The organism is Azoarcus sp. Soil_N_20, assembly GCF_057656155.1.
Genome location: NZ_JBDGKX010000004.1, coordinates 395346 through 413146 on the forward strand (window position 1 = coordinate 395346; position 17801 = coordinate 413146).

A 17801-nucleotide genomic window follows, 5' to 3' on the forward strand; every position below is an offset into this window, starting at 1 on the left:
ACTTCTTCATTAGCGGACTTTGTTGAGCAGGCCTTGCTTGATCGCAACAGTGGTCGGGAGATTGAACTTTGAAGGCAGGCTGCGACGTTTGAACCAGCCGTAGTTGGAGTGTTCGCGGTTCAGTCGAGGAACGAGCTCGCGTTCGACCTCGAGCAAGTAATAATGCAGCTCGCGATCGTCGGCGTCGCGGCATTTGACTGTTGAAACCCGGCTGAGATGCTTCGGTTTGATCCGGATGCCGGCTTCTTCGGCAAGCTCACGCATCAAGGCGCGGCTCGGCGCCTCTCCACAATCGATGCGGCCGCCGAAGAAGTTCCACATGCCGCCGTTATTGACGGCGCTCGAGCGCTTGCCAAGGAGGAACTTGTCTGTGGCGGTGCAATGAATGATTGCCCACGCGCCATCGCGGGCCTCCGAAGTTAGACGCTCCTTTGCCATTTGCGATAGCCGATCTCAACAAATACAGGCGTTTGTGGGGAGATGAGAAAACAGTAGAAACAGTTTATATCCGAGAATTGTTGCGCCTTCTTTACAGACGGTAGGGCGCCACGAGCTGCGTCATCAGCCTTGCCAATGAGCTTGCCGAGGGACCGGATTCCATCTCGTCTGAGGTCGACCGCGACGGGTGCAATCACTCATCACCAGTACGTGGAAGTCCGGTACAGGAAAACGAACCCTTCGGCCCGCGTGCTCGCGGCACTATTCCGGCTGCTGGCGGCTAACGGAACCATGCCGGCACGAACATTTCAGGCGACACCGGGTGTCGGGTGTAATCGGGGTGGCGTACTCGCGCCGGCAACTCCACGGTGGGCCGCTGGATTTCCGTATAAGGAATTTCGCCGAGCAGATGGTGAATGCAGTTCAGGCGCGCCGCCTTCTTGTCGTCCGCCTCGACGATCCACCAGGGCGCCTCCGGGATATGGGTGCGTTCGAGCATCGTTTCCTTGGCCACGGTGTAGCTCTCCCAGCGCGCCCGTGACTCCAGGTCCATCGGACTGAGCTTCCATTGCTTGAGCGGATCGTGGATGCGGGACAGGAAGCGAAAGTGCTGCTCCTCGTCGGTAATGGAGAACCAGTACTTGATCAACTGGATGCCGGATCGCACCAGCATGCGTTCGAATTCGGGCACGGAGCGAAAAAACTCTTCGTACTCTTCGTCGGTACAAAAACCCATCACGCGCTCGACGCCCGCCCGGTTGTACCAACTCCGGTCGAACAGCACCATCTCGCCTGCAGCAGGTAGGTGCGGCACGTAACGCTGGAAATACCACTGGGTCCGCTCACGGTCATTCGGTGCAGGGAGCGCGACCACCCGGCAGACACGGGGATTGAGCCGTTGGGTGATGCGCTTGATGACGCCCCCCTTGCCCGCTGCGTCACGGCCTTCAAACAGAATGACCACGCGATGCCTGGTGGTCGCGACCCAGTCCTGGAGCTTGACGAGTTCGCCCTGCAAGCGTAGCAGCTCCTTGAAGTAGCGATGACGCTGGGCCTTGTCGTCTGCTGTCGGCAGCGGCAGCGCCTCGGCTCCGGCCTCGTCGAGCCTGCGGTCATCAAGTTCGAGTTCGAGCTCTTCGTCGTAGCTGTCCAACAGTTCGCGTTCGATGCGGCGGTGTAGATTGCCGACGTCCGGTTTTTCCATAGAGCCTCCTCACCCCACCCTGCTGAGATCTGTCACACGGCCATCGTCTTACAGAATCATGACAATCCGTCGAACGTCCCGGTTTCGCGCTGTCACAGTATTGCAACTGGCCACGCCGACACTCAACGCGTCTCGCGGGTTGGTGACGCGCCCCTACAAACTGCTTCAGGAGCCTGGATGCCTTCGAACAGCAGATTTGATCCTCGGCGCGAGATCGAACAGTACCGGGAAGCGACGTTGCGCCAAGCCAAACTCGCGGGGGTCATGTACCCGTCGTTTCGCTGCCGGAAATGTGGGCAATTCCAGGGGGTGCATGGCCGAAGGCCGGTAGTCCGGGGAACATCGAGGCATGGCTACCACTGCGCGCAGTGCACCAGCCAAGCACAACCCACCTAAGGGTTACGGTTTTTCCAGAACGATCCGACCGGGAACCGCAATTTCTGACATCATGACGGCGCCCACCATTGCAAACCAGTAAAACGATGTCGGACGATCTGCCATCCACCGCACGCTGCGAGGTGTGCGCATATTATCGGGCCGGCAACGGCTTGACCGGTACGTGCCATCGATACCCGCCCGTCTTTGCCGGAACGCAGTCGCCGCGGGAAGACCATCACTGGCGCTTCCCCTCCGTGATGAACCAATCCTGGTGCGGGGAGTTTGCGCCGCGACCCACTGATCGCTGACGCACTCGGGCTAATCCTGCGGAGTCCGAACAACATGGCAAGCTTGCTCGGCAATGGTCTCCAGGTGGACCAGCAGGTATTCCGGCGTCTGTTTGTATGGCACGACACGAACGCCGCGCTAGGCAAGCCCCGCGGGTGTCGTGTCGTCGGGCATACATGTCCCAGTTCTCCAGTTTCCAAGCATCGCGTGGATTCCTGCGTTCCTCGATCCGGGCTTTCAGCGCTTCGATGGGCCGATGTAGATAGACCTGGGCAAGCCGCACGGTGCCCGTGAACCCCAGCGCCTCGGTATCAGACAGCGCGCCGGACTCGAGCGCCTGAGTCCGTGGCGGGAAGCGCGACATGGAACGCCAGTTTGAGCTGCTGGGCGGCAATGACCCAACAGGATCGATACTCGAGATCCCGAATCTGTCCGCGGTAGTGTGGGCGGTCGCGATCCATCGGGTCGAGCTTCAAAGCACTCAACCGCGCAGGGGCAATCACCGCGCTGACCTTGTCTTTGTCGATCAGCGCCCACGGCTCCTAGACAGCAAGCTTTCGACTGTCCAGGCTTTCGCGGTATGGGTCTTGCCCGCGCCTGCAAGTCCAGAAGAAATTGTGCAATGGGCATTCAGGAGGCGGGTCGAAAGATACGCCTTAAGTATAACGGTTGCCCTCGGCGATGAATTTGACGGCAGCTGCGACTACGCAACACGCACAGCGCGGTAGTTGTCCCTTACGCGTCCGGTCTGGGTTGCGGGTCGCGGGGTCACGGTGTCGTCTGTCCGTCGGCGTAGGCTCCATTACATTGGACAGCCTGAGCGATCTGGGGGAAAATTCTTTACTGTGGTCGGCCGGTTCGGAACCGGCGCGGCAGTACGACGAAGAGCGTACTCATGTATTGCTCGTAAAGCCCCACAGGAGAAATCCATGAACATCCAGCCCCCTCCGCAGGAGTACCTTGCTGCGGCGAAGTCTTTGGCTCCGGAAAAGGCTACTGAGCTGCAGAATCGGTTTGACCTGCGTTTCTTGAACAATCCGAGTGCGCGACGATTTAGTGCTGATGAAAAGGTCGCGTTTTGGTTGCACAAGGAAGACCAGGACCTGAGCGCGTGGCGTGCGAATGTGGCGGCCTGCGACCATCCTTATGCGATGTGAGTCGCTAAGTGGTCATCGTGCGCCCGACCTGGTGATGCCACTTAAAACGCCGGTGGCGCGACCGTATCCGTACCGGGATCGGATCGTATTCGGCACTTGTCCTTCTTTCCGGACCTAGTCGCGGGTCCGGCACTCCCTGCCTCCTCTTGACCGGTCAGCGCCGCCTGACCAGCCAGTCGAGCAGGGGCCTCCAATGAGCTTGCTCGATGGCATCGAAGCCATTGCCGTCGAAAATCGTTGTACTGGTTTCTACCGCATGTACGTACCGCTGAGCCTGCCGTATGCATGTGACGAGCGGAAGGTCAAATTGCCGTAGGAACTCCATCAACTGGCGGAAGGCATGGGTGCGCGGAGTGACCCGCATCCCGACGACGCCTATATCGACCCGGTCTTTGCGCACCGCCTTTGTCTCCGCGAGTTCCTCGAAGAATTCGCTGCTGGCGAGCATGTCGAATCTTGAGGCGGAGACGGGTACGACCACCTTGTCGACGTCGTTCAAGGCCTGCTTCAGGCGCTTTCCATGCAGCCCCGCCGGCGTGTCCAGTATCGCGACGTCGCAGTCTTTGGGGGGCGTCTCGTCGCCCTCATCGGATATCGCCCAATGCCGGATACGAGGAAGGTGGCTGGGGCGCTGCTCAAGCCAGTGGCGGCTCGAACGCTGCCGGTCCAGGTCCCCCAAGTAAACAATCTCGTCATTCCGGGCGAACCAGCTGCCGAGATGTACGGCAAGTGTTGACTTGCCACTCCCGCCCTTGGGATTGGCCACCATGATTCTGCGCATTGCGATTGCCGTGAGGAGAAGAAGAATATAAAGTGTTTATATAGTTTACACCCATCAAACCTGCTCGGGAGAGTGAAATGACCGAAAACGTCAACGTGAAATCGGCCGAAGAGGACGTTGCGCCGGTTGAGGTTCAGCAGCCGGACATTGAGGCCGTAATCGTGTCCGACAACGTGGTACTCCCCAACGCCAAGGTGGGGGCTGCGAAGAAGGCGGCTGCGAAGGCCAAGACGGGAAAGGTGTCCATTGCCGCCAATGTGGACATAGCGGACGCGGGCGAAAAATTGGCTCCTGGCAAGAAGCCATCCGCGAAACCGGCGAAGAAGGCGCGCACCGACGTACAAATCGAAGCCGCGGCAGTCACCGAAACGGACAAGGCCACCAAGGCAAAAAAACAAGCCCCACGCAAGCCCAAGATGGTTCGTGACAGCTTTACTTTCCCTGAGAACGACTACGCACTGTTTTCCGCCTTGAAGCAACGCGCGCTTGCGAGCGGAACTGACGTCAAGAAGAGCGAGTTGTTGCGAGCCGGTTTGGCGCTCTTGGCGAGTCTTGAGGATGCTCAGTTCGGCAAGGCACTAAGCGACGTCGAGCGCATCAAGACTGGGCGCCCCAAGAGCTAAACCATCGTTAGTAATGGGTCGGTGTGAAGCGTTGTCGAAGGAAGGTGCGTGATGAAATTCAGGGCGGGCAACGACGTTGACAAGGGAGCGGTGCGGCGTACGCCACGGATCTGGCTCAAGCTGGCCGTCAGCAAAGGCCGATGATGAGCCGCAGCGCAGTGTTCGTCGGAAGACGGCGGCTCAACCTTGGAACCTGCCGTCCAGACAGCGCGGGATCGAACGGCTCCTGTGGGTCGATTGAGGCGATGCCGACAGGGCTGGCCGGTGGCACCCATCACGTCGGTCAGAACCTCGGCCAACTGGATGTTCATCTGCAGCGCCTTATGCATGCGCTGCACCCAGCTCGCCTGCTCGGTGCGCAGCACCTCGCGCTCACGGACCACGGCGCGCACCACGCACGTCGTTGCCGGGCCGCCACGCGGCGCGCAGCAATCCCAGGCTCATCACCTTTTGCAACCACTGGCCGTCGGCCACGTCGCTCTTGCGCCCGGGCACGTACTTCATCTGCCGCGTATGGAATAGCTCCACGCGAAACTGGAGCTCGACAGCCGACGCCAGATTTCCTCCCAGACGCTGGCGTAGTCGATCACGCTTCCATCATCGAGCTCGACCCGCAGCCTGCGGTCCCGCGGTTCGTATCCGATGGCGCGCAGATTCCCAGAGCTGATGCGTTTCAGTCCATGGCTGACCTGCCCTTGCCTGTTCGATTCGGTCAATTGCACCCGGTTTGTGCCGGGGCTTGTGTTCGACTGGAGGCCGGCGTCCTTCCTGGCTTTGAATCCGCCTCCAAAATGACCGGTTGGACTCAATCCCTGTCACGTAATGCCGCTGTGGCGAAGGCTCGGCCGCCGGGCAGAGCCGCAGCAGAGGATGAGGTCCTTTCCCGCGAAGGCTCGGCGCAGCCAAGAGCGCCAGCGCCGCGGTTACGCGTGGACGCAGTCACGATTACTGCAGTGCAACATTTCTCGGATAGTCTTGCATTCCGGAACCGGTCAGTAGCGACGGAAGGGCTGGCCGGCGATGCTCCGCGCCGGTCAGCCAGGCAGTGTCCAACCCGGAGCGGTATGTCGAAATCGGGTGCCCCGTCGAGGGGCGCCTCCCTTGACGACTGGAGACTTCAATGTTAACGCTCGACGACCTGGATCACTTCGACGATAGAGGCATGGCGCGGCAAGCGGGCGCGTCGGCCCCGCGGACCGACGCAGAAACCCTGAGGCGATTGGCGCGCATCGTCGCGTGCCTGAATTTCTGCCGCGACATTCCCGACGAAGAGTTGGTCGAGGGCGGACTCCATGCCGCGCGGCGTACGCTGCGGTCGGTGCTGAGGAGCGGGAAACGCAGGCGCCCGCTCCCCCAGGATGCCGTGACGACGGCCCTGGAAGGCGCGCTGCTGGTGCTCGGCGAGCAAGCGGCGCGTCGCGGGGAGCCCGCGCATGCGGCCTCGGAGCGGCACGCGATCGAAGCGGAAATCCAGAACGTCGCCGACAAGCTGGTCGGCAAGGATACGGTCGATCCGCAGCTCATGGATTCCCTGGCGCGCGGGGAGTTCGAGCTCCTCCGTTCGTCCGACTTCGCGGCGCTGCTCCGGGCCGCTGGCAAATTCGCCGCGCCTGTCGAGGTCGATCTCGCCGTCGACGGCGACGGACCGGCCTACCTGGTACGCGTTCATTTGAAGATTGAGGGCGGGCTCTGGCGCTGGACGGCAGGGGAGGGATGCTGCATGAGTCGCAACGGCGACCCGGCGTTATCCCTGCCACCCGACGACGGCGTGGTTCAGGCCCTTCTCTTCGGGCTGGCGCTGCGCAGCGGGCGCGCGATCGCTGCCTGGGCCGAGGCCGCCGGCGAACACTGAGATGCGGGGGCCGCCGACGGGGGCCAGCTCCGCGGTGCCGGGTCAGGCGCGATGTCAGGCGGAAATCACGACCTTGAGGGCCTTGTGGGGCCGCGCCGGCGAAGGGGTCGTAGGCTTCGAGCGCCTGATCCAGCGCCGCCATCGCCGCCCGGTCCCGCGACGCACCGGAAAGCCTTCCATTCCGCTCGAAGCGGACACGATCGACGTTGTTTCACATCTTTGGAGGGCTGCTTATGGCCGGGGGCGGCCCGTCGGACCGATTCATGCCGACCCGGAGCGGGCACTCGGTCGGCACGGGTGCGGGTCTGCCGTTCAGCGTAAAGCCGACGTACGCAGCGGGTCTTCGACATCGACATCAGCTCAGCCTCTGGCGGTTCGGTGCAAATCATCGCCCGCATCGAAGATCCCGGGTGATCGAAAAGATCCTCGACCACCGAACGGGAAAGATGGACCCGGAACCGCTGACGCGGTTGCCAGCAGCGCGGGCACTGCCCGATCGGTTCAGATGAAGCTTCCCACGTTCAGCCCGGGATGCTGTCACCCGCAGGGCACGGCCGGCTATCGGGCTGGCCTGAAGGCCGGAATGAAACGCAAAAGGGCAGTGGGAGCGGAGAACTCTTGGCGTTTCGGACTGAAAGGGCGCAGGATTTCGGGCTGGCGGCGAGGGACATTGGCTATTCGTAGCGCCTCGCAACCCGTGATTTCGTGTTGATCAGCCAAAGAAAGTGTGTTTACGCTTCCTATACTCGACACGATCAGACCCAAGCCCGTGAGCCACCCCGACATTCCCCGAACCGGCATCAAATCCGGCCGCGTCGCCCGTCCCGCCCGAGGCTCCGACCAGGCCGGCTGGATACGCTGGATGCCGGGCCTGCAAACCCTGCGCAGCTACGAGGCAGCCTGGCTGCGCCACGACCTCGTCGCTGGTCTGGCGCTGGCGGCGATGCTGGTGCCGGTCGGCATCGCCTATGCGATCGCGTCGGGTCTGCCAGGTATCTACGGTCTCTACGCCACGATCGTCCCGCTGCTCGCCTACGCGCTGTTCGGCCCCAGCCGCATCCTGGTGTTGGGCCCCGACAGTGCGCTGGCAGCACTGATCCTCGCGGTCGTGCTGCAGCAGTCCGGCGGCGACCCAATGCGTGCGGTCGCGCTCGCAGGCGCGATGGCGGTGGTCTCCGGCTTGGCGTGTATCCTGTTCGGACTGCTGCGCCTCGGCTTCGTCACCGAACTGCTGTCCAAGCCGATTCGCTATGGCTACATGAACGGAATCGCGCTGACGGTCCTGATCAGCCAGCTGCCCAAGCTGTTCGGCTTCTCCATCGACGGCGGCGGGCCGCTGCAGGATCTGTGGGCGATCGCCGTGGCGATTGTCGAGGATCGCAGCAACTGGACCACCTTCCTCCTCGGCGCGGGCACGCTGGCGATCATGCTGCTGCTGAAGGGCCACAAGCGCATACCCGGCATCCTCGTCGCAGTCATCGCGGCGACGCTCGTCGTCGGCGCGCTGGATCTCGGCGAGACCGCGGGCGTCGCGGTGCTCGGCTCACTGCCCCAAGGCCTGCCCGCCTTCGCCATTCCCTGGATCACCTGGGCCGACCTCGGCACCGTGCTCATCGGCGGGCTTGCCGTCGCCCTGGTGTCGTTCGCCGACACCAGCGTACTGTCGCGCGTCTACGCGGTGCGCACGCGCACCCACGTCGACCCCAACCAAGAAATGGTCGGGCTCGGTGCCGCCAATCTGGCGGCGGGATTCTTCCAGGGCTTCCCGATCAGCAGCAGTTCCTCGCGCACGCCCGTCGCAGAAGCTGCCGGTGCACGCACGCAGCTCACCGGGGTCGTCGGCGCGCTAGCGGTCGCCCTGCTGCTTCTGCTCGCGCCCGACCTGCTGCGGAATTTGCCGACCAGCGCACTGGCTGCGGTGGTGATCGCAGCCGCGATCGGCCTGTTCGAATTCGCCGACCTGCGCCGCATCTGGCGCATCCAGCGCTGGGAGTTTTGGCTCTCGGTGGGCTGCACCGCCGGGGTGGTGGTGCTGGGCGTCATCCCCGGCATCGGCCTGGCCATCCTCACCGCGGTCGTCGAATTCCTGTGGGACGGCTGGCGTCCGCACTTCGCGGTGCTCGGCCGCGCCGAGGATGTCAAGGGTTACCACGACATCAAGCGCTATCCCGACGCCCGCCGCGTTCCCGGGCTGGTATTGTTCCGCTGGGACGCGCCGCTTTTCTTCGCCAACGCCGAGCTATTCCGCGAGCGTGTGCTCGACGCGGTCGAGGAATCTCCGACACCGGTGCGCTGGCTCGTGGTCGCGGCGGAGCCAGTCACCAGCGTCGACGTCACCGCCGCGGACGTGCTCGCCGAGCTCGACGAGACCCTGCTGGCCGCCGGAGTCGAGCTGTGCTTCGCCGAGATGAAGGATCCGGTCAAGGACAAGCTGAAGCGCTTCGGCCTGTTCACGCGCTTGGGCGAGGAAACTTTTTTCCCCACCCTCGGTACTGCGGTCAGCGCCTACATCGCGACCCACGACGTCGAATGGGTGGACTGGGAGGAGCGCCAAGCGTGACACGCCGGATTAACATCCCCGGCTCGGGGCCACTGGCGGACGGTCTCGCGACGAGAACAGGCAAGCCGTCAAGGGCTCGCTTAGCGGGGCGCGCGTCCGTGCGCGGGCCGACGGCGAGTGCCGCGATCCTGGCCAGGCGGTCGATCTGATCCTCGGCTATCAGGAGATTTCCCGACTCCGCCTGCGGACCCTGCTCGGGTACTTCATGCCGGGCAAGGCGTTCGGCGAAAGGGCCAGCGCGGCCTACTCCGTGGAGCGCGGCATCGACTACCAGTTCTAATCGGCCATGCGCGCCTTATCCCGACCCGGCGGCGCGGACGGCCCTGATCGACCTGGAGCAAGCGGGCCTGCGCTGCTGCAATCGGATCGCCGCGACCCTGGCTGTGAATGATCGCCACGGGTTGCAACAGCGACTCGAATCCGCCGGCCTTCCCGTCCCGACCGGATCGCTCGCCACGACCTGGGCTGAGGCGCTCGGGATGACACCAAGAGGACTCCAACAGCGGCCGGACGCCGTGCCGCGAGGACTTGGGCGCAACGCCTGAAACGAGTCTTTGGCATCGGACCCACCCGGCCCGCGTTGGCAAGCAATCACCGTTGCCGGCCTCGAAGACCTATTCCAACGTCAGCTTTGCGCCGCACTACAGCCCTTGAAACGACCCCGGTGACCGCCCGCTCCTGGCCGTAACAACTCAAGACATCGGCCCCGTAACCTGCCGTTGTTGCCCGCCCCACCACTGGCGGCATCTTGCCACGGAGCCCGTGTCATCGCCTTCCTGACCCTGCTTTCCCTGAGACGGGTCCGAGGCTCTCCACGCCGCCCATGACACTCGTCTCGGATTCGACCACCCTATGGAGAAGACCGTACGACACCCGCCAGTGCTGTTGCGCGCAGTCGAGCGTGACGGTCTTGTCGTTCAGTCGGACGATCCGGCCGCTGCGCTCCTTGTGATCGCGGCCGACAAAGCCAACAAGATCACCAATAGCAACCTCATTGCGGCCCAATCCTTGTCGCGGTCTTTCTCGAATCTCGACGTCGGCGCCGTCGAGATTGATCGCGGCATAGGAGATCAGCCACTGCCGACCGGTCGCCTTGTCGAGAACGACGGCCTGTTTGCGCCTCAGATCAAGCACCTGGCCCGTGCGCGATGCGTTTGCCTGGGGGTCAAAGTACGCGATCGTCTGGCCGATGCGCAACTTTGCCTGGATCGCGACCATCCAGGTCGGCTCATCGAGCGTTCGGTCGATGGCTGCGCGAAGCCGGTAAAGATCGAAGGCGGAGGCGTTTTTCAGCTGCACCAGAATTTTGGAGTAGTTCATGAGGCTTGCATTCACGGTTAATGGGCTAAACGGCCGCTTGCCACGAGCAGTTTCGGCGGCGGGCGGCCGCTTCGGGAGCGATGCCGAGAGCGTTGTATCGGCCACGAGCTGACGACCGGGGACACGGCCGGAACCCTCGTTTGCACACCGGCAAAACGTCGGGCGCACCGCAAGACGATGAGCGCAGGTGGCCATCTGAGATTAGGCCCCCAAAACCCGAAACTCACCTCCCGCTGCGATACGTGGCCTTCCATAGCCGTTCAAGTTCGGCTGCAACGGGCGGGGGTGGCGCCCCGAGGAGCGTCGAAAGGCCGCGTTGAAAGACTTTTCCGTATACCGTCTGAGATGCCGCGGCATAAAGAAGAACCATGCTGTTGTCGTGGCAATCGTGGTTCTTGCAAACACTCACGAGTTGGTATTCTGTGCCGGCGACCCGCACTTTCTCCACTGGCTGTGCCGGACCGTCAAGTTCCATCAGCCACGGCTCCTTGGCGAGCGGGCCGAGCGCCTGGACGTACGGTCGCTTGAACGTCGCGTCCTTCAGCAGGTCGCTGGGCCCGATCTGGATCGGCAGTGCCGTCCCTGGCAGCATGTTGCGGTTCGGGTCGCAATGCCGCACGCGCGTTCCTTTGAACGCCGCCGGTAGCGCGGCCATGACCTTCGGCCCGCCTTCGACCGCGGCAAAGACGCCCGAAGCGTTGCGGTAGAGGACGAATACCAGCGCTTCGCCGCCCGCGACTTCACTCGTTAATGCGGTCTCGAACTCCGGGGGCGGCGTGGCACCGAAGTATGTAGGCGCCGCCTTCACATTGCGCCCGGTCAGCACCGCCTTGCCTCCGTCCTGCACGACCAGTGAATCGCCGAGGTACTTCAACTGCGGCAGCATGTAGTTCGAGCAGTCCGGGGCCAGCACGCCGCCGTAGCGCAGCATTAGCTTGGCGTCGATCTTGCCCTGCGCCCAGGCCTCTGTCGCGGCGCAGAAGAGCAACATGGTCACACCGAGAAGCAGGCGTATCGGAGATGTCGTGCAGGGCGTGTTCATCGCGCTTCCTCTCGTGCTCACTGTGGCGCCTCCATTGTCCTCACGCATGCGCCAGCCTCGCAAGGAGCTGGCGTATCGCACTTGGGCCACTCAGCATTGGCGAGCGTCCGCTTTGCCCGATGGGGACAGGCCGCTCCGGGTCGGCTGCCGTCCGGTGCTGGTGACAACTCGGTGGCCGCTTGGAAACTGGAGCGGCCAGCCAGGCTAAGTGCGGTGAAATTCGAACACCAATGTCGAGACGAGTCTGAAAGCGGTCGTCCAGCCTTTTCAGGCAAGTGGCAATGGCCGCCGCCTTCCTGTAACTCAAACTTGCAGCAGCTTAATGGCAGTTTCGAGCGTCGAGCCGCCATTCGTTCCAGTGAGCCGGTTGCCGGACATCAGCTCCACGCTCAACGCGAGCGCCGCCGCCAGACGAGTGCCGCCGCTGCCAGCCCCAGCAATGCCAATCCCGCCAGCACCCACCACACGATGGTGATCGTCAGCACCGGCGGGGACAGTTTCAGCTCAGTGATCATGGTCAGCACGGCGCCATCGGGCAGGCTGAAATTCTGGTTCAGTAAGGGATTGAAGCCGGTGAAATTCACTACCGGGCGCACGGTGACTGGCGGATAAGGTGGCTGCCCAGTGAGCGAACTGGCCTGTGGCGTGCCCTGGAAATAGATCACCGTGGTCCCCTCCACGGTCAATCCATTCAGATCCGGGACCTCGAGCGCGGCTTGGGTCGGCTTGAAACCCATTCCCGTCAACTGGACCGGAACCGCACCGCCCGACTTGTTGTGGATGTCGACTTTCTCCGTGATGCGTGACGCTCCACTGCCTGTCGCGCCACCATTGACCGAATAGGCGACGGCGCCCGTCACCGTGCCGGTCATTGCCCCGGTGCCGTAGCCGAGGAGCGGACCCTGGGCATGGATCTGATTTGCGCCGACATGGGCGCCTGGGTGGATGTGGCCGATGTCCAGCAAGGTGAGGGGGGCCGACGGATACACCAGAATGCGCCGGCCATCGACGGTCCATTCGACCGTGCGCGGAAGCTGTACCGGGTCGTTCGGAACATTCAAGTTGAACGTCGGGTCGTCGATCGTGAATTCGAGGCTGGAGTTCTGGTCCGACACCGTGTAGGAAGCGGCCTGCGACTGGCAGGGGCACGCGGCAAGCATCACGGCTACAAGCAGTACTCTCATGATCGAACTCTGCCGGTTGTACGTTTTTCAGGATAGTCGACGGGCACCCTCATCGGGCTGTCCGTCAGCGACGGCCCGCGAGAAGGCGTGCAGCGATCGCTGCGACCGGCAGAAGTCTGGGCGGAGCCGACTTTCCAATGTCCGCTGGGGAAGGAGGTCGACAGGCAGATCTTGGCCGGGTACTGACCTCGCCGAACGATACTCCAATGGCCGGGGCCTCCACAAAGCCGCCCGCCGCGCGCGAAGCTTGTCATCGCCAAGCGAATGGCTGCTTGCGGGTGAGCGGTGCCGCTCGACGTCGGCTTTGGAGAAAAAACGCCACCGGCCGGTCATGGCCGGTTGTGTGAGATCACGAACGGCAGCTTCGTGGAAGCGAAACTTGCGACAACCCAGTGTGCCTGACCGGCGGCTTCAGAGAAGTCCAGATGGCCGCTTGGGGTCGACACGACTCGTCGGCGAGCGGCAGCTTACGGGAAGCGAACCTCCAACGGCGGCTTTCCGGCGACGAATCGGGTGAGGTGTCGGTCGCAACCCGACCCAATCCTGCCGGTCGATCCTGCGCATGCTTAACGGCTGGCTTCCGGGTAAAGCCGCCACTTGCAGGCCGTCAAGCAACTGCGACTCATCGGCCAGTTCGTACGGCGCAACGTCCTTCGGTTATTGCGCCGTACGCGATCTGAGCCTGCACCCGCCGGATCGCTCACATCGCGTTCTCCGCTCTATTCCGTCGAAACACCCGGTGTCAGCCCTATGTGGATCGCCGTCTGTTGATGCCACTGTCAGGCGATGGATGCCCCCCTCTCAGATCGGCTTGATGTTCTGGTTCATCCGGAAAAGGTTCGTCGGATCGTACTTCTTCTTGACTTCCACCAGCCGGTTGTACGTCGCACCGTAGGCGAACGCAATTCGGTCGGATTCGTCTTGGGTGAGGAAGTTGATGTATGCACCACCACTGGCGAACGGCTGTGACTGGGCGAAGAATTCGCGCGCCCAGCCGATGCAGCGCTCATCTTCGGCGGCCGACTCCCAGCGGGCGTGCACGTTCATCACGTAATTCGCGTCTCGGCTCGAGTAGGCCATCGCCTCGGGTGCGACGCGGCCCGTCTGGCCACCGATCGTGCCGATGAAGATCTCGCACTGCGGCGAGGGCAGCTTGCCAGCGTATTCGATAATGCTGTCGACCGCGCCATCGCTGAGCTGTGAGAAGTTATGCGACTTCCAGTAATTGCGCGCACCCTTCGTCAGGAGGGGATCGAACGCCTGTTGCCAAGCGGTGTACGGCTGCACGCCGATATGCTCGCCGTGTGCCGTGCCAAACTCGCGCAGCGGTTCGATCAGCTTCTCGCCCTCCGCGGGGTCGCCCGCATAGCACAGGGCGAGCGCAACAATCTCTTTGCCGTGGATGTCCTCGGGCAGGAAGGGCAGCGGGGGCGCCTTCCGCGTGACCATCCAGACGTTGAGGCTGTCCGTCATCGTCTCAGTGAAACGGGCAAATTGCGTGAGCACCGGTTTCGCTTGGTCGAACGGAAAGACGATGAGTCCGCACAGAACGTCTGGTCCGACGGGGTGAAGCTGGAACTCGAAGCGGGTGACAACGCCAAAGTTGCCGCCGCCGCCACGCAGCCCCCAGAAGAGATCATCGTTTTCTGTTTGGCTGGCGTGCACTTGACGACCATCCGCTATGACCACATCCGCACCGAGCAGGTTATCGATGGTCATGCCGTGCTTCCGGCTCAGCCAACCGAAGCCGCCGCCGAGCGTCAGACCGGCCACGCCCGTGGTTGAGTTGATGCCCACCGGTGTGGCCAGGCCGTGCACCTGCGCGGCTGCGTCGAAGTCGCCCAGCGTGCAGCCGGCTTCGACGGTCGCGCGGCGGGCGTTCGGGTCGATCTGAACAGCCTTCATCAGTGATAGATCGATCATGAGGCCGTCCTCGCAGACGGCATTGCCCGCGATATTGTGTCCGCCCCCTCGGACCGAGACGAGCAGGCTATGCTCGCGTGCAAATCCGACGGCTTTGACAACATCTTCCGGCGATGCGCAGCGGGCGATCAGCGCGGGCCTGCGGTCGATCATGGCGTTCCATATCTGGCGCACCTCCTGGTAGCGGCCGTCGCCAGGAAGAAGCACATCCCCCCGGTGGTGTGCTTTGAACTCGTCGATACTGGCTTGTTGTAACTGCTTCATGCTTGCCTCCATTATTTGGGCTTACAGTTACTGGTCGAGTGCCCCACGTCCGGACGTTCTTCAATACCTACGCGGTCGTCGATATATACACGTGAGGGCTGGAACGGCAGGTTTGGGAGCGAAGCTGTCGCCGTGATCGGGTTGAATCGTCGCTGCATGGCGGAACTTCGGTCAGGAAGTCGGACAATGCCCGGACGAGACGGCTACTTTCCGGCCGCGCTCACCCGGGCATCCTGCCAGGCGTTGAAGCGAGCCTCCGCGCCGGCGAACGCCGTCTTGACACGTTCGACGTCCCAAGGCCGCTCGACGAGCGTCTCGTGGTCCCACATGCTGCGCGGCTCGGGCGGCGCGAAGAAGTCGCCGCCATAGACGTGGATCGCGCAGGTCATCTTGCCAATCGGGTTGAGCACGGAGTGAATCGCCTCGCGCTCGAGCGTCGTGATGTCGCCCACACCCAGTGATTTCGCACCGTGCGCCTCGATACCGCCCGCGGTACGCCGCCAGAACACGTTGTCCTCGCGGCCCGTGTAGATGCCCACCACCGAGAACATGTGGTGGTCGTGCGGCATAAGGCTCATGCACGGGGCCCACACGAAGTTGATGATGGTCACGTTCGGCGCGCGGTACAGGGTGTCGATGCCGGCATGGGTCGGCTCGCCAAGCTCGGCGATCACGCGCGCACCATCCGATACCGCCGCGGCGACGAGCTCGCTGATCGCAGCGTCGCCCTCGCCGACGATCCTGACGCAGTCCTCGATGAAACGGTCCTTGTCGAACATGATCGGCGCCCCTCGATTCTCGCTCCCTGCCCGCCGGCCGCGAAGACGAACGGATTCCCTTCACCGTCCCCCCACTCGACCGGTTGCTTACTCCTTTTGTAGACAACGCGGTGGACGGACGCAAGCGGGTTGCCAGCCAGGCACGCGCATGCCATCGGCGGCGCGGCCCGGCAGCGCGCGTGGTCGGCCGAACCGAAACGATCGCCGGCCGCCGAACCGCCCTGTTACGAACGCAGGCCGCCACACATGATCCCGCAGCACTCCTCTTCCTGCGACGATCCGGGCCTGCTACGCCCGGGCTGCAACTGCTGCATCGAACCGACCGCCGGCTTCGCGATGCTAGTCGACGGCGACGCATGCTTTCGTGCCCTGCGCGCGGAAATCAGCAGCACACGCCACACCATGGTGGTGCTGAGCCGGGACATCGACAGTCGCCTCGCCCTCGTGCCCGGAAGCGCCGGCGACGGTTTCCCCGAGCCGCTCGGCGAGTATCCGCGCCCACGGCTTAGCCCGCGCCCGCTGCGCCGGCTACGGCCACGACTTCCTGGTCGCCTATTCGTGCAAGGGGCGCGGCATCTGCCCTTCGTGCAATATGCGCAGCATGGTCGTGACCGCCGCCCATCTCGCCGACCACGTCACCCCGCGCCTGCCGGTTCGGCAATGGGGGCTCTCGGTGGCCAAGCGGCTGCGCTACCTGGACGCGGCGGCCCACCAGGCGCTTGGGGGCTGGGTCCCGGTTCCTTGAGATGATCATCGCGTCGAAGGGGCGCCGACCGTTTGGTGATCAGCGTGTCGACGCTGGGAGTTTGATCGGCAGCTACCGGCGTGGAGCAGCCATCCGAATGGCTTGTTTGTGGAGTCGTCGACCGGCGGCAGTTGGCCGGGTGAGTGAGGTCACGAACGGCAGCTTCGTGGCAACGAAACTCGCAGTAGCCCCGTCTGCCTGAACGGCGGCTTCAGAGAAGTCCGGATGGCCGTTTTGGGTCGTCCACTGCCGCCGGCCTGAAAAGGCTGGACGACAGCTTTCAGACAGATATCGACATTGTCGGTGGAATTTCGGCGCTTCTTGGGCCGGCTGGCCGCACCAGTTTGCAAGGGGCCATTGAGTTGCCACCGGCGGCGGACGGCAGCCACCCGAAACTGCCCTACGTCTTGAGTCAAAGCGGACGCTCAACGTCTTGGTGAACGGCAGGCCGCGATCACGGTTGATGCTCCCGCTGCGCTGCGGCCGTCCGTTCGACTAAAGTTAGGGAGCCCCACGCTTGTAGCTGATTAGTTCCCGGGTGTACATGTTGAAGCCATCGTCACGAATGTGTTTCACATCGGCCTTTACGTCCGGTGCGTACCAAAAGGTGTCGTTTTGGTGGCCATTGCGTCCCCGAGAATTTTGGTACCAACCGCGGTGCTCGATCTTGAAGGCCATGAATTTGCCGGCCGGAACAGTCACCTCTTCATAGGCGACCACGGCAGCATCCTGTTGTGTATTACCGGTAACTCCGTCGGCTCTAGTCCAGTCCTCTTCGTAGGCCCATTTCTTCCCGACCTCCAATGGCCAAACGCGCCACGGCTTTTGCAGTGGTACTCCGAGGAATGCTGTTGATAGTTCGAGATTGCCTCCTTCGCCGGAGAACTTTAGAGCATCATCGCCCTTCACAACGGTACGAGTGCGTTTGCCCTCTTCCAATTTGGTACGGTTATCCACCTGTCGCCACTCCCATGTATCGCCAACATTGAAGGCTGTGGGCGCTGGCATCTCTGCCATTTGCGCCTGTGCAGTTGCTGGTGCGATAAGGCAGGCGACTACAGCAAGTAGTCGAGTAACAGATTTCATGGTTCTCCCTCCTATTTCGGGCGGCGTTGCACCTTCTTTGTGAATCCGCGGCGTTTTAGACCGCAGATCTGCGGACCCATCCACGAGGTTGCGGTATAACTCGCAAACGCCGCATCTCCACCAAGCTGGTTTATAGGCGCTTTTTTTTGCATTTCCCGAGTTACCCATCGACATAAA

At 62.9% G+C, this 17801-nt stretch carries 14 protein-coding genes and 2 pseudogenes; 5 read left to right on the forward strand and 11 right to left on the reverse strand.

The features are described from left to right. Window positions 1-9: 9 nt before the first annotated feature. Both AC3A35_RS11300 and ppk2 read right to left on the reverse strand, forming a co-directional pair. Window positions 10-438 carry an NUDIX hydrolase gene (locus tag AC3A35_RS11300; RefSeq protein ID WP_487436180.1) on the reverse strand — a complete coding sequence of 143 codons (429 nt, stop codon included), beginning with the start codon at window positions 436-438 and terminating at the stop codon, window positions 10-12. Window positions 439-718: 280 nt separating this feature from the next. Further along, window positions 719-1642: a polyphosphate kinase 2 gene (gene ppk2 / locus AC3A35_RS11305; protein ID WP_487436181.1), complete on the reverse strand. Its 924-nt coding sequence runs from the start codon at window positions 1640-1642 to the stop codon at window positions 719-721. Between the two features lie 1595 nt (window positions 1643-3237). Between ppk2 and AC3A35_RS11310 the strand changes: the two genes are divergently transcribed. Then, window positions 3238-3465: a hypothetical protein gene (locus AC3A35_RS11310; RefSeq protein ID WP_487436182.1), complete on the forward strand. Its 228-nt coding sequence runs from the start codon at window positions 3238-3240 to the stop codon at window positions 3463-3465. Window positions 3466-3619: 154 nt separating this feature from the next. On the opposite strand, the gene AC3A35_RS11315 is transcribed toward AC3A35_RS11310, so the two are convergent. After that, entirely contained in the window at window positions 3620-4234 is a 615-nt protein-coding gene (locus tag AC3A35_RS11315) for a ParA family protein (RefSeq protein WP_487436183.1), read from the reverse strand. Window positions 4235-4323: 89 nt separating this feature from the next. Here AC3A35_RS11315 and AC3A35_RS11320 point away from each other — a divergent pair, with 89 nt between their 5' ends. Further along, window positions 4324-4869: a hypothetical protein gene (locus tag AC3A35_RS11320; RefSeq protein ID WP_487436185.1), complete on the forward strand. Its 546-nt coding sequence runs from the start codon at window positions 4324-4326 to the stop codon at window positions 4867-4869. Between the two features lie 257 nt (window positions 4870-5126). Here the strand turns inward: AC3A35_RS11320 and AC3A35_RS11325 are convergent. Continuing rightward, a pseudogene (locus tag AC3A35_RS11325) lies at window positions 5127-5397 on the reverse strand (IS110 family transposase); the annotation flags it as partial. Further along, entirely contained in the window at window positions 5370-5591 is a 222-nt protein-coding gene (locus AC3A35_RS11330; RefSeq protein WP_487436186.1) for a KTSC domain-containing protein, read from the reverse strand. The gene AC3A35_RS11330 and the pseudogene AC3A35_RS11325, both read right to left, overlap by 28 nt. A gap of 398 nt (window positions 5592-5989) precedes the next feature. Here AC3A35_RS11330 and AC3A35_RS11335 point away from each other — a divergent pair, with 398 nt between their 5' ends. Together AC3A35_RS11335 and AC3A35_RS11340 are read left to right on the forward strand one after the other, a co-directional pair. Beyond that, window positions 5990-6721 (forward strand): hypothetical protein, encoded by a 732-nt coding sequence (locus tag AC3A35_RS11335; RefSeq protein ID WP_487436188.1) that lies wholly within the window; start codon window positions 5990-5992, stop codon window positions 6719-6721. An 862-nt stretch (window positions 6722-7583) separates the two neighbouring features. Beyond that, a complete protein-coding gene (locus tag AC3A35_RS11340; protein WP_487436189.1) occupies window positions 7584-9281 on the forward strand; it encodes a SulP family inorganic anion transporter in 1698 nt (565 codons plus the stop codon). Window positions 9282-10046: 765 nt separating this feature from the next. On the opposite strand, the gene AC3A35_RS11345 is transcribed toward AC3A35_RS11340, so the two are convergent. From AC3A35_RS11345 to AC3A35_RS11365, 5 genes are all read right to left on the reverse strand, one after another. Next, complete coding sequence (locus AC3A35_RS11345; RefSeq protein ID WP_487436190.1) at window positions 10047-10601, reverse strand: hypothetical protein; 555 nt, start codon at window positions 10599-10601, stop codon at window positions 10047-10049. 223 nt (window positions 10602-10824) lie between these two features. Then, window positions 10825-11643 (reverse strand): Ivy family c-type lysozyme inhibitor, encoded by an 819-nt coding sequence (locus AC3A35_RS11350; protein WP_487436191.1) that lies wholly within the window; start codon window positions 11641-11643, stop codon window positions 10825-10827. A 389-nt stretch (window positions 11644-12032) separates the two neighbouring features. After that, complete coding sequence (locus tag AC3A35_RS11355) at window positions 12033-12803, reverse strand: hypothetical protein (RefSeq protein WP_487436215.1); 771 nt, start codon at window positions 12801-12803, stop codon at window positions 12033-12035. Between the two features lie 825 nt (window positions 12804-13628). Beyond that, the gene (locus AC3A35_RS11360; RefSeq protein ID WP_487436192.1) at window positions 13629-15014 is read right to left on the reverse strand and encodes an FAD-binding oxidoreductase; all 1386 of its coding nucleotides are present in this window, start codon (window positions 15012-15014) and stop codon (window positions 13629-13631) included. Between the two features lie 203 nt (window positions 15015-15217). Next, window positions 15218-15793 carry a hypothetical protein gene (locus AC3A35_RS11365; RefSeq protein WP_487436193.1) on the reverse strand — a complete coding sequence of 192 codons (576 nt, stop codon included), beginning with the start codon at window positions 15791-15793 and terminating at the stop codon, window positions 15218-15220. Window positions 15794-16283: 490 nt separating this feature from the next. Between AC3A35_RS11365 and AC3A35_RS11370 the strand changes: the two are divergent. After that, a pseudogene (locus AC3A35_RS11370) lies at window positions 16284-16487 on the forward strand (transposase zinc-binding domain-containing protein); the annotation flags it as partial. 552 nt (window positions 16488-17039) lie between these two features. On the opposite strand, the gene AC3A35_RS11375 reads toward AC3A35_RS11370, so the two are convergent. Further along, the gene (locus tag AC3A35_RS11375; protein WP_487436194.1) at window positions 17040-17624 is read right to left on the reverse strand and encodes a hypothetical protein; all 585 of its coding nucleotides are present in this window, start codon (window positions 17622-17624) and stop codon (window positions 17040-17042) included. Window positions 17625-17801: the final 177 nt, after the last annotated feature.

What these genes read in the sequence shown, in the direction of transcription:
- AC3A35_RS11340 (WP_487436189.1), top strand. Translation starts at nt 7,584, where the DNA reads ATGCCGGGCCTGCAAACCCTGCGCAGCTACGAGGCAGCCTGGCTGCGC.
- AC3A35_RS11375 (WP_487436194.1), bottom strand. Translation starts at nt 17,624, where the DNA reads ATGAAATCTGTTACTCGACTACTTGCTGTAGTCGCCTGCCTTATCGCA.
- AC3A35_RS11335 (WP_487436188.1), top strand. Translation starts at nt 5,990, where the DNA reads ATGTTAACGCTCGACGACCTGGATCACTTCGACGATAGAGGCATGGCG.
- ppk2 (WP_487436181.1), bottom strand. Translation starts at nt 1,642, where the DNA reads ATGGAAAAACCGGACGTCGGCAATCTACACCGCCGCATCGAACGCGAA.
- AC3A35_RS11365 (WP_487436193.1), bottom strand. Translation starts at nt 15,793, where the DNA reads ATGTTCGACAAGGACCGTTTCATCGAGGACTGCGTCAGGATCGTCGGC.
- AC3A35_RS11355 (WP_487436215.1), bottom strand. Translation starts at nt 12,803, where the DNA reads ATGCTTGCCGCGTGCCCCTGCCAGTCGCAGGCCGCTTCCTACACGGTG.
- AC3A35_RS11300 (WP_487436180.1), bottom strand. Translation starts at nt 438, where the DNA reads ATGGCAAAGGAGCGTCTAACTTCGGAGGCCCGCGATGGCGCGTGGGCA.
- AC3A35_RS11345 (WP_487436190.1), bottom strand. Translation starts at nt 10,601, where the DNA reads ATGAACTACTCCAAAATTCTGGTGCAGCTGAAAAACGCCTCCGCCTTC.
- AC3A35_RS11360 (WP_487436192.1), bottom strand. Translation starts at nt 15,014, where the DNA reads ATGAAGCAGTTACAACAAGCCAGTATCGACGAGTTCAAAGCACACCAC.
- AC3A35_RS11350 (WP_487436191.1), bottom strand. Translation starts at nt 11,643, where the DNA reads ATGAACACGCCCTGCACGACATCTCCGATACGCCTGCTTCTCGGTGTG.
- AC3A35_RS11315 (WP_487436183.1), bottom strand. Translation starts at nt 4,234, where the DNA reads ATGGTGGCCAATCCCAAGGGCGGGAGTGGCAAGTCAACACTTGCCGTA.
- AC3A35_RS11320 (WP_487436185.1), top strand. Translation starts at nt 4,324, where the DNA reads ATGACCGAAAACGTCAACGTGAAATCGGCCGAAGAGGACGTTGCGCCG.
- AC3A35_RS11310 (WP_487436182.1), top strand. Translation starts at nt 3,238, where the DNA reads ATGAACATCCAGCCCCCTCCGCAGGAGTACCTTGCTGCGGCGAAGTCT.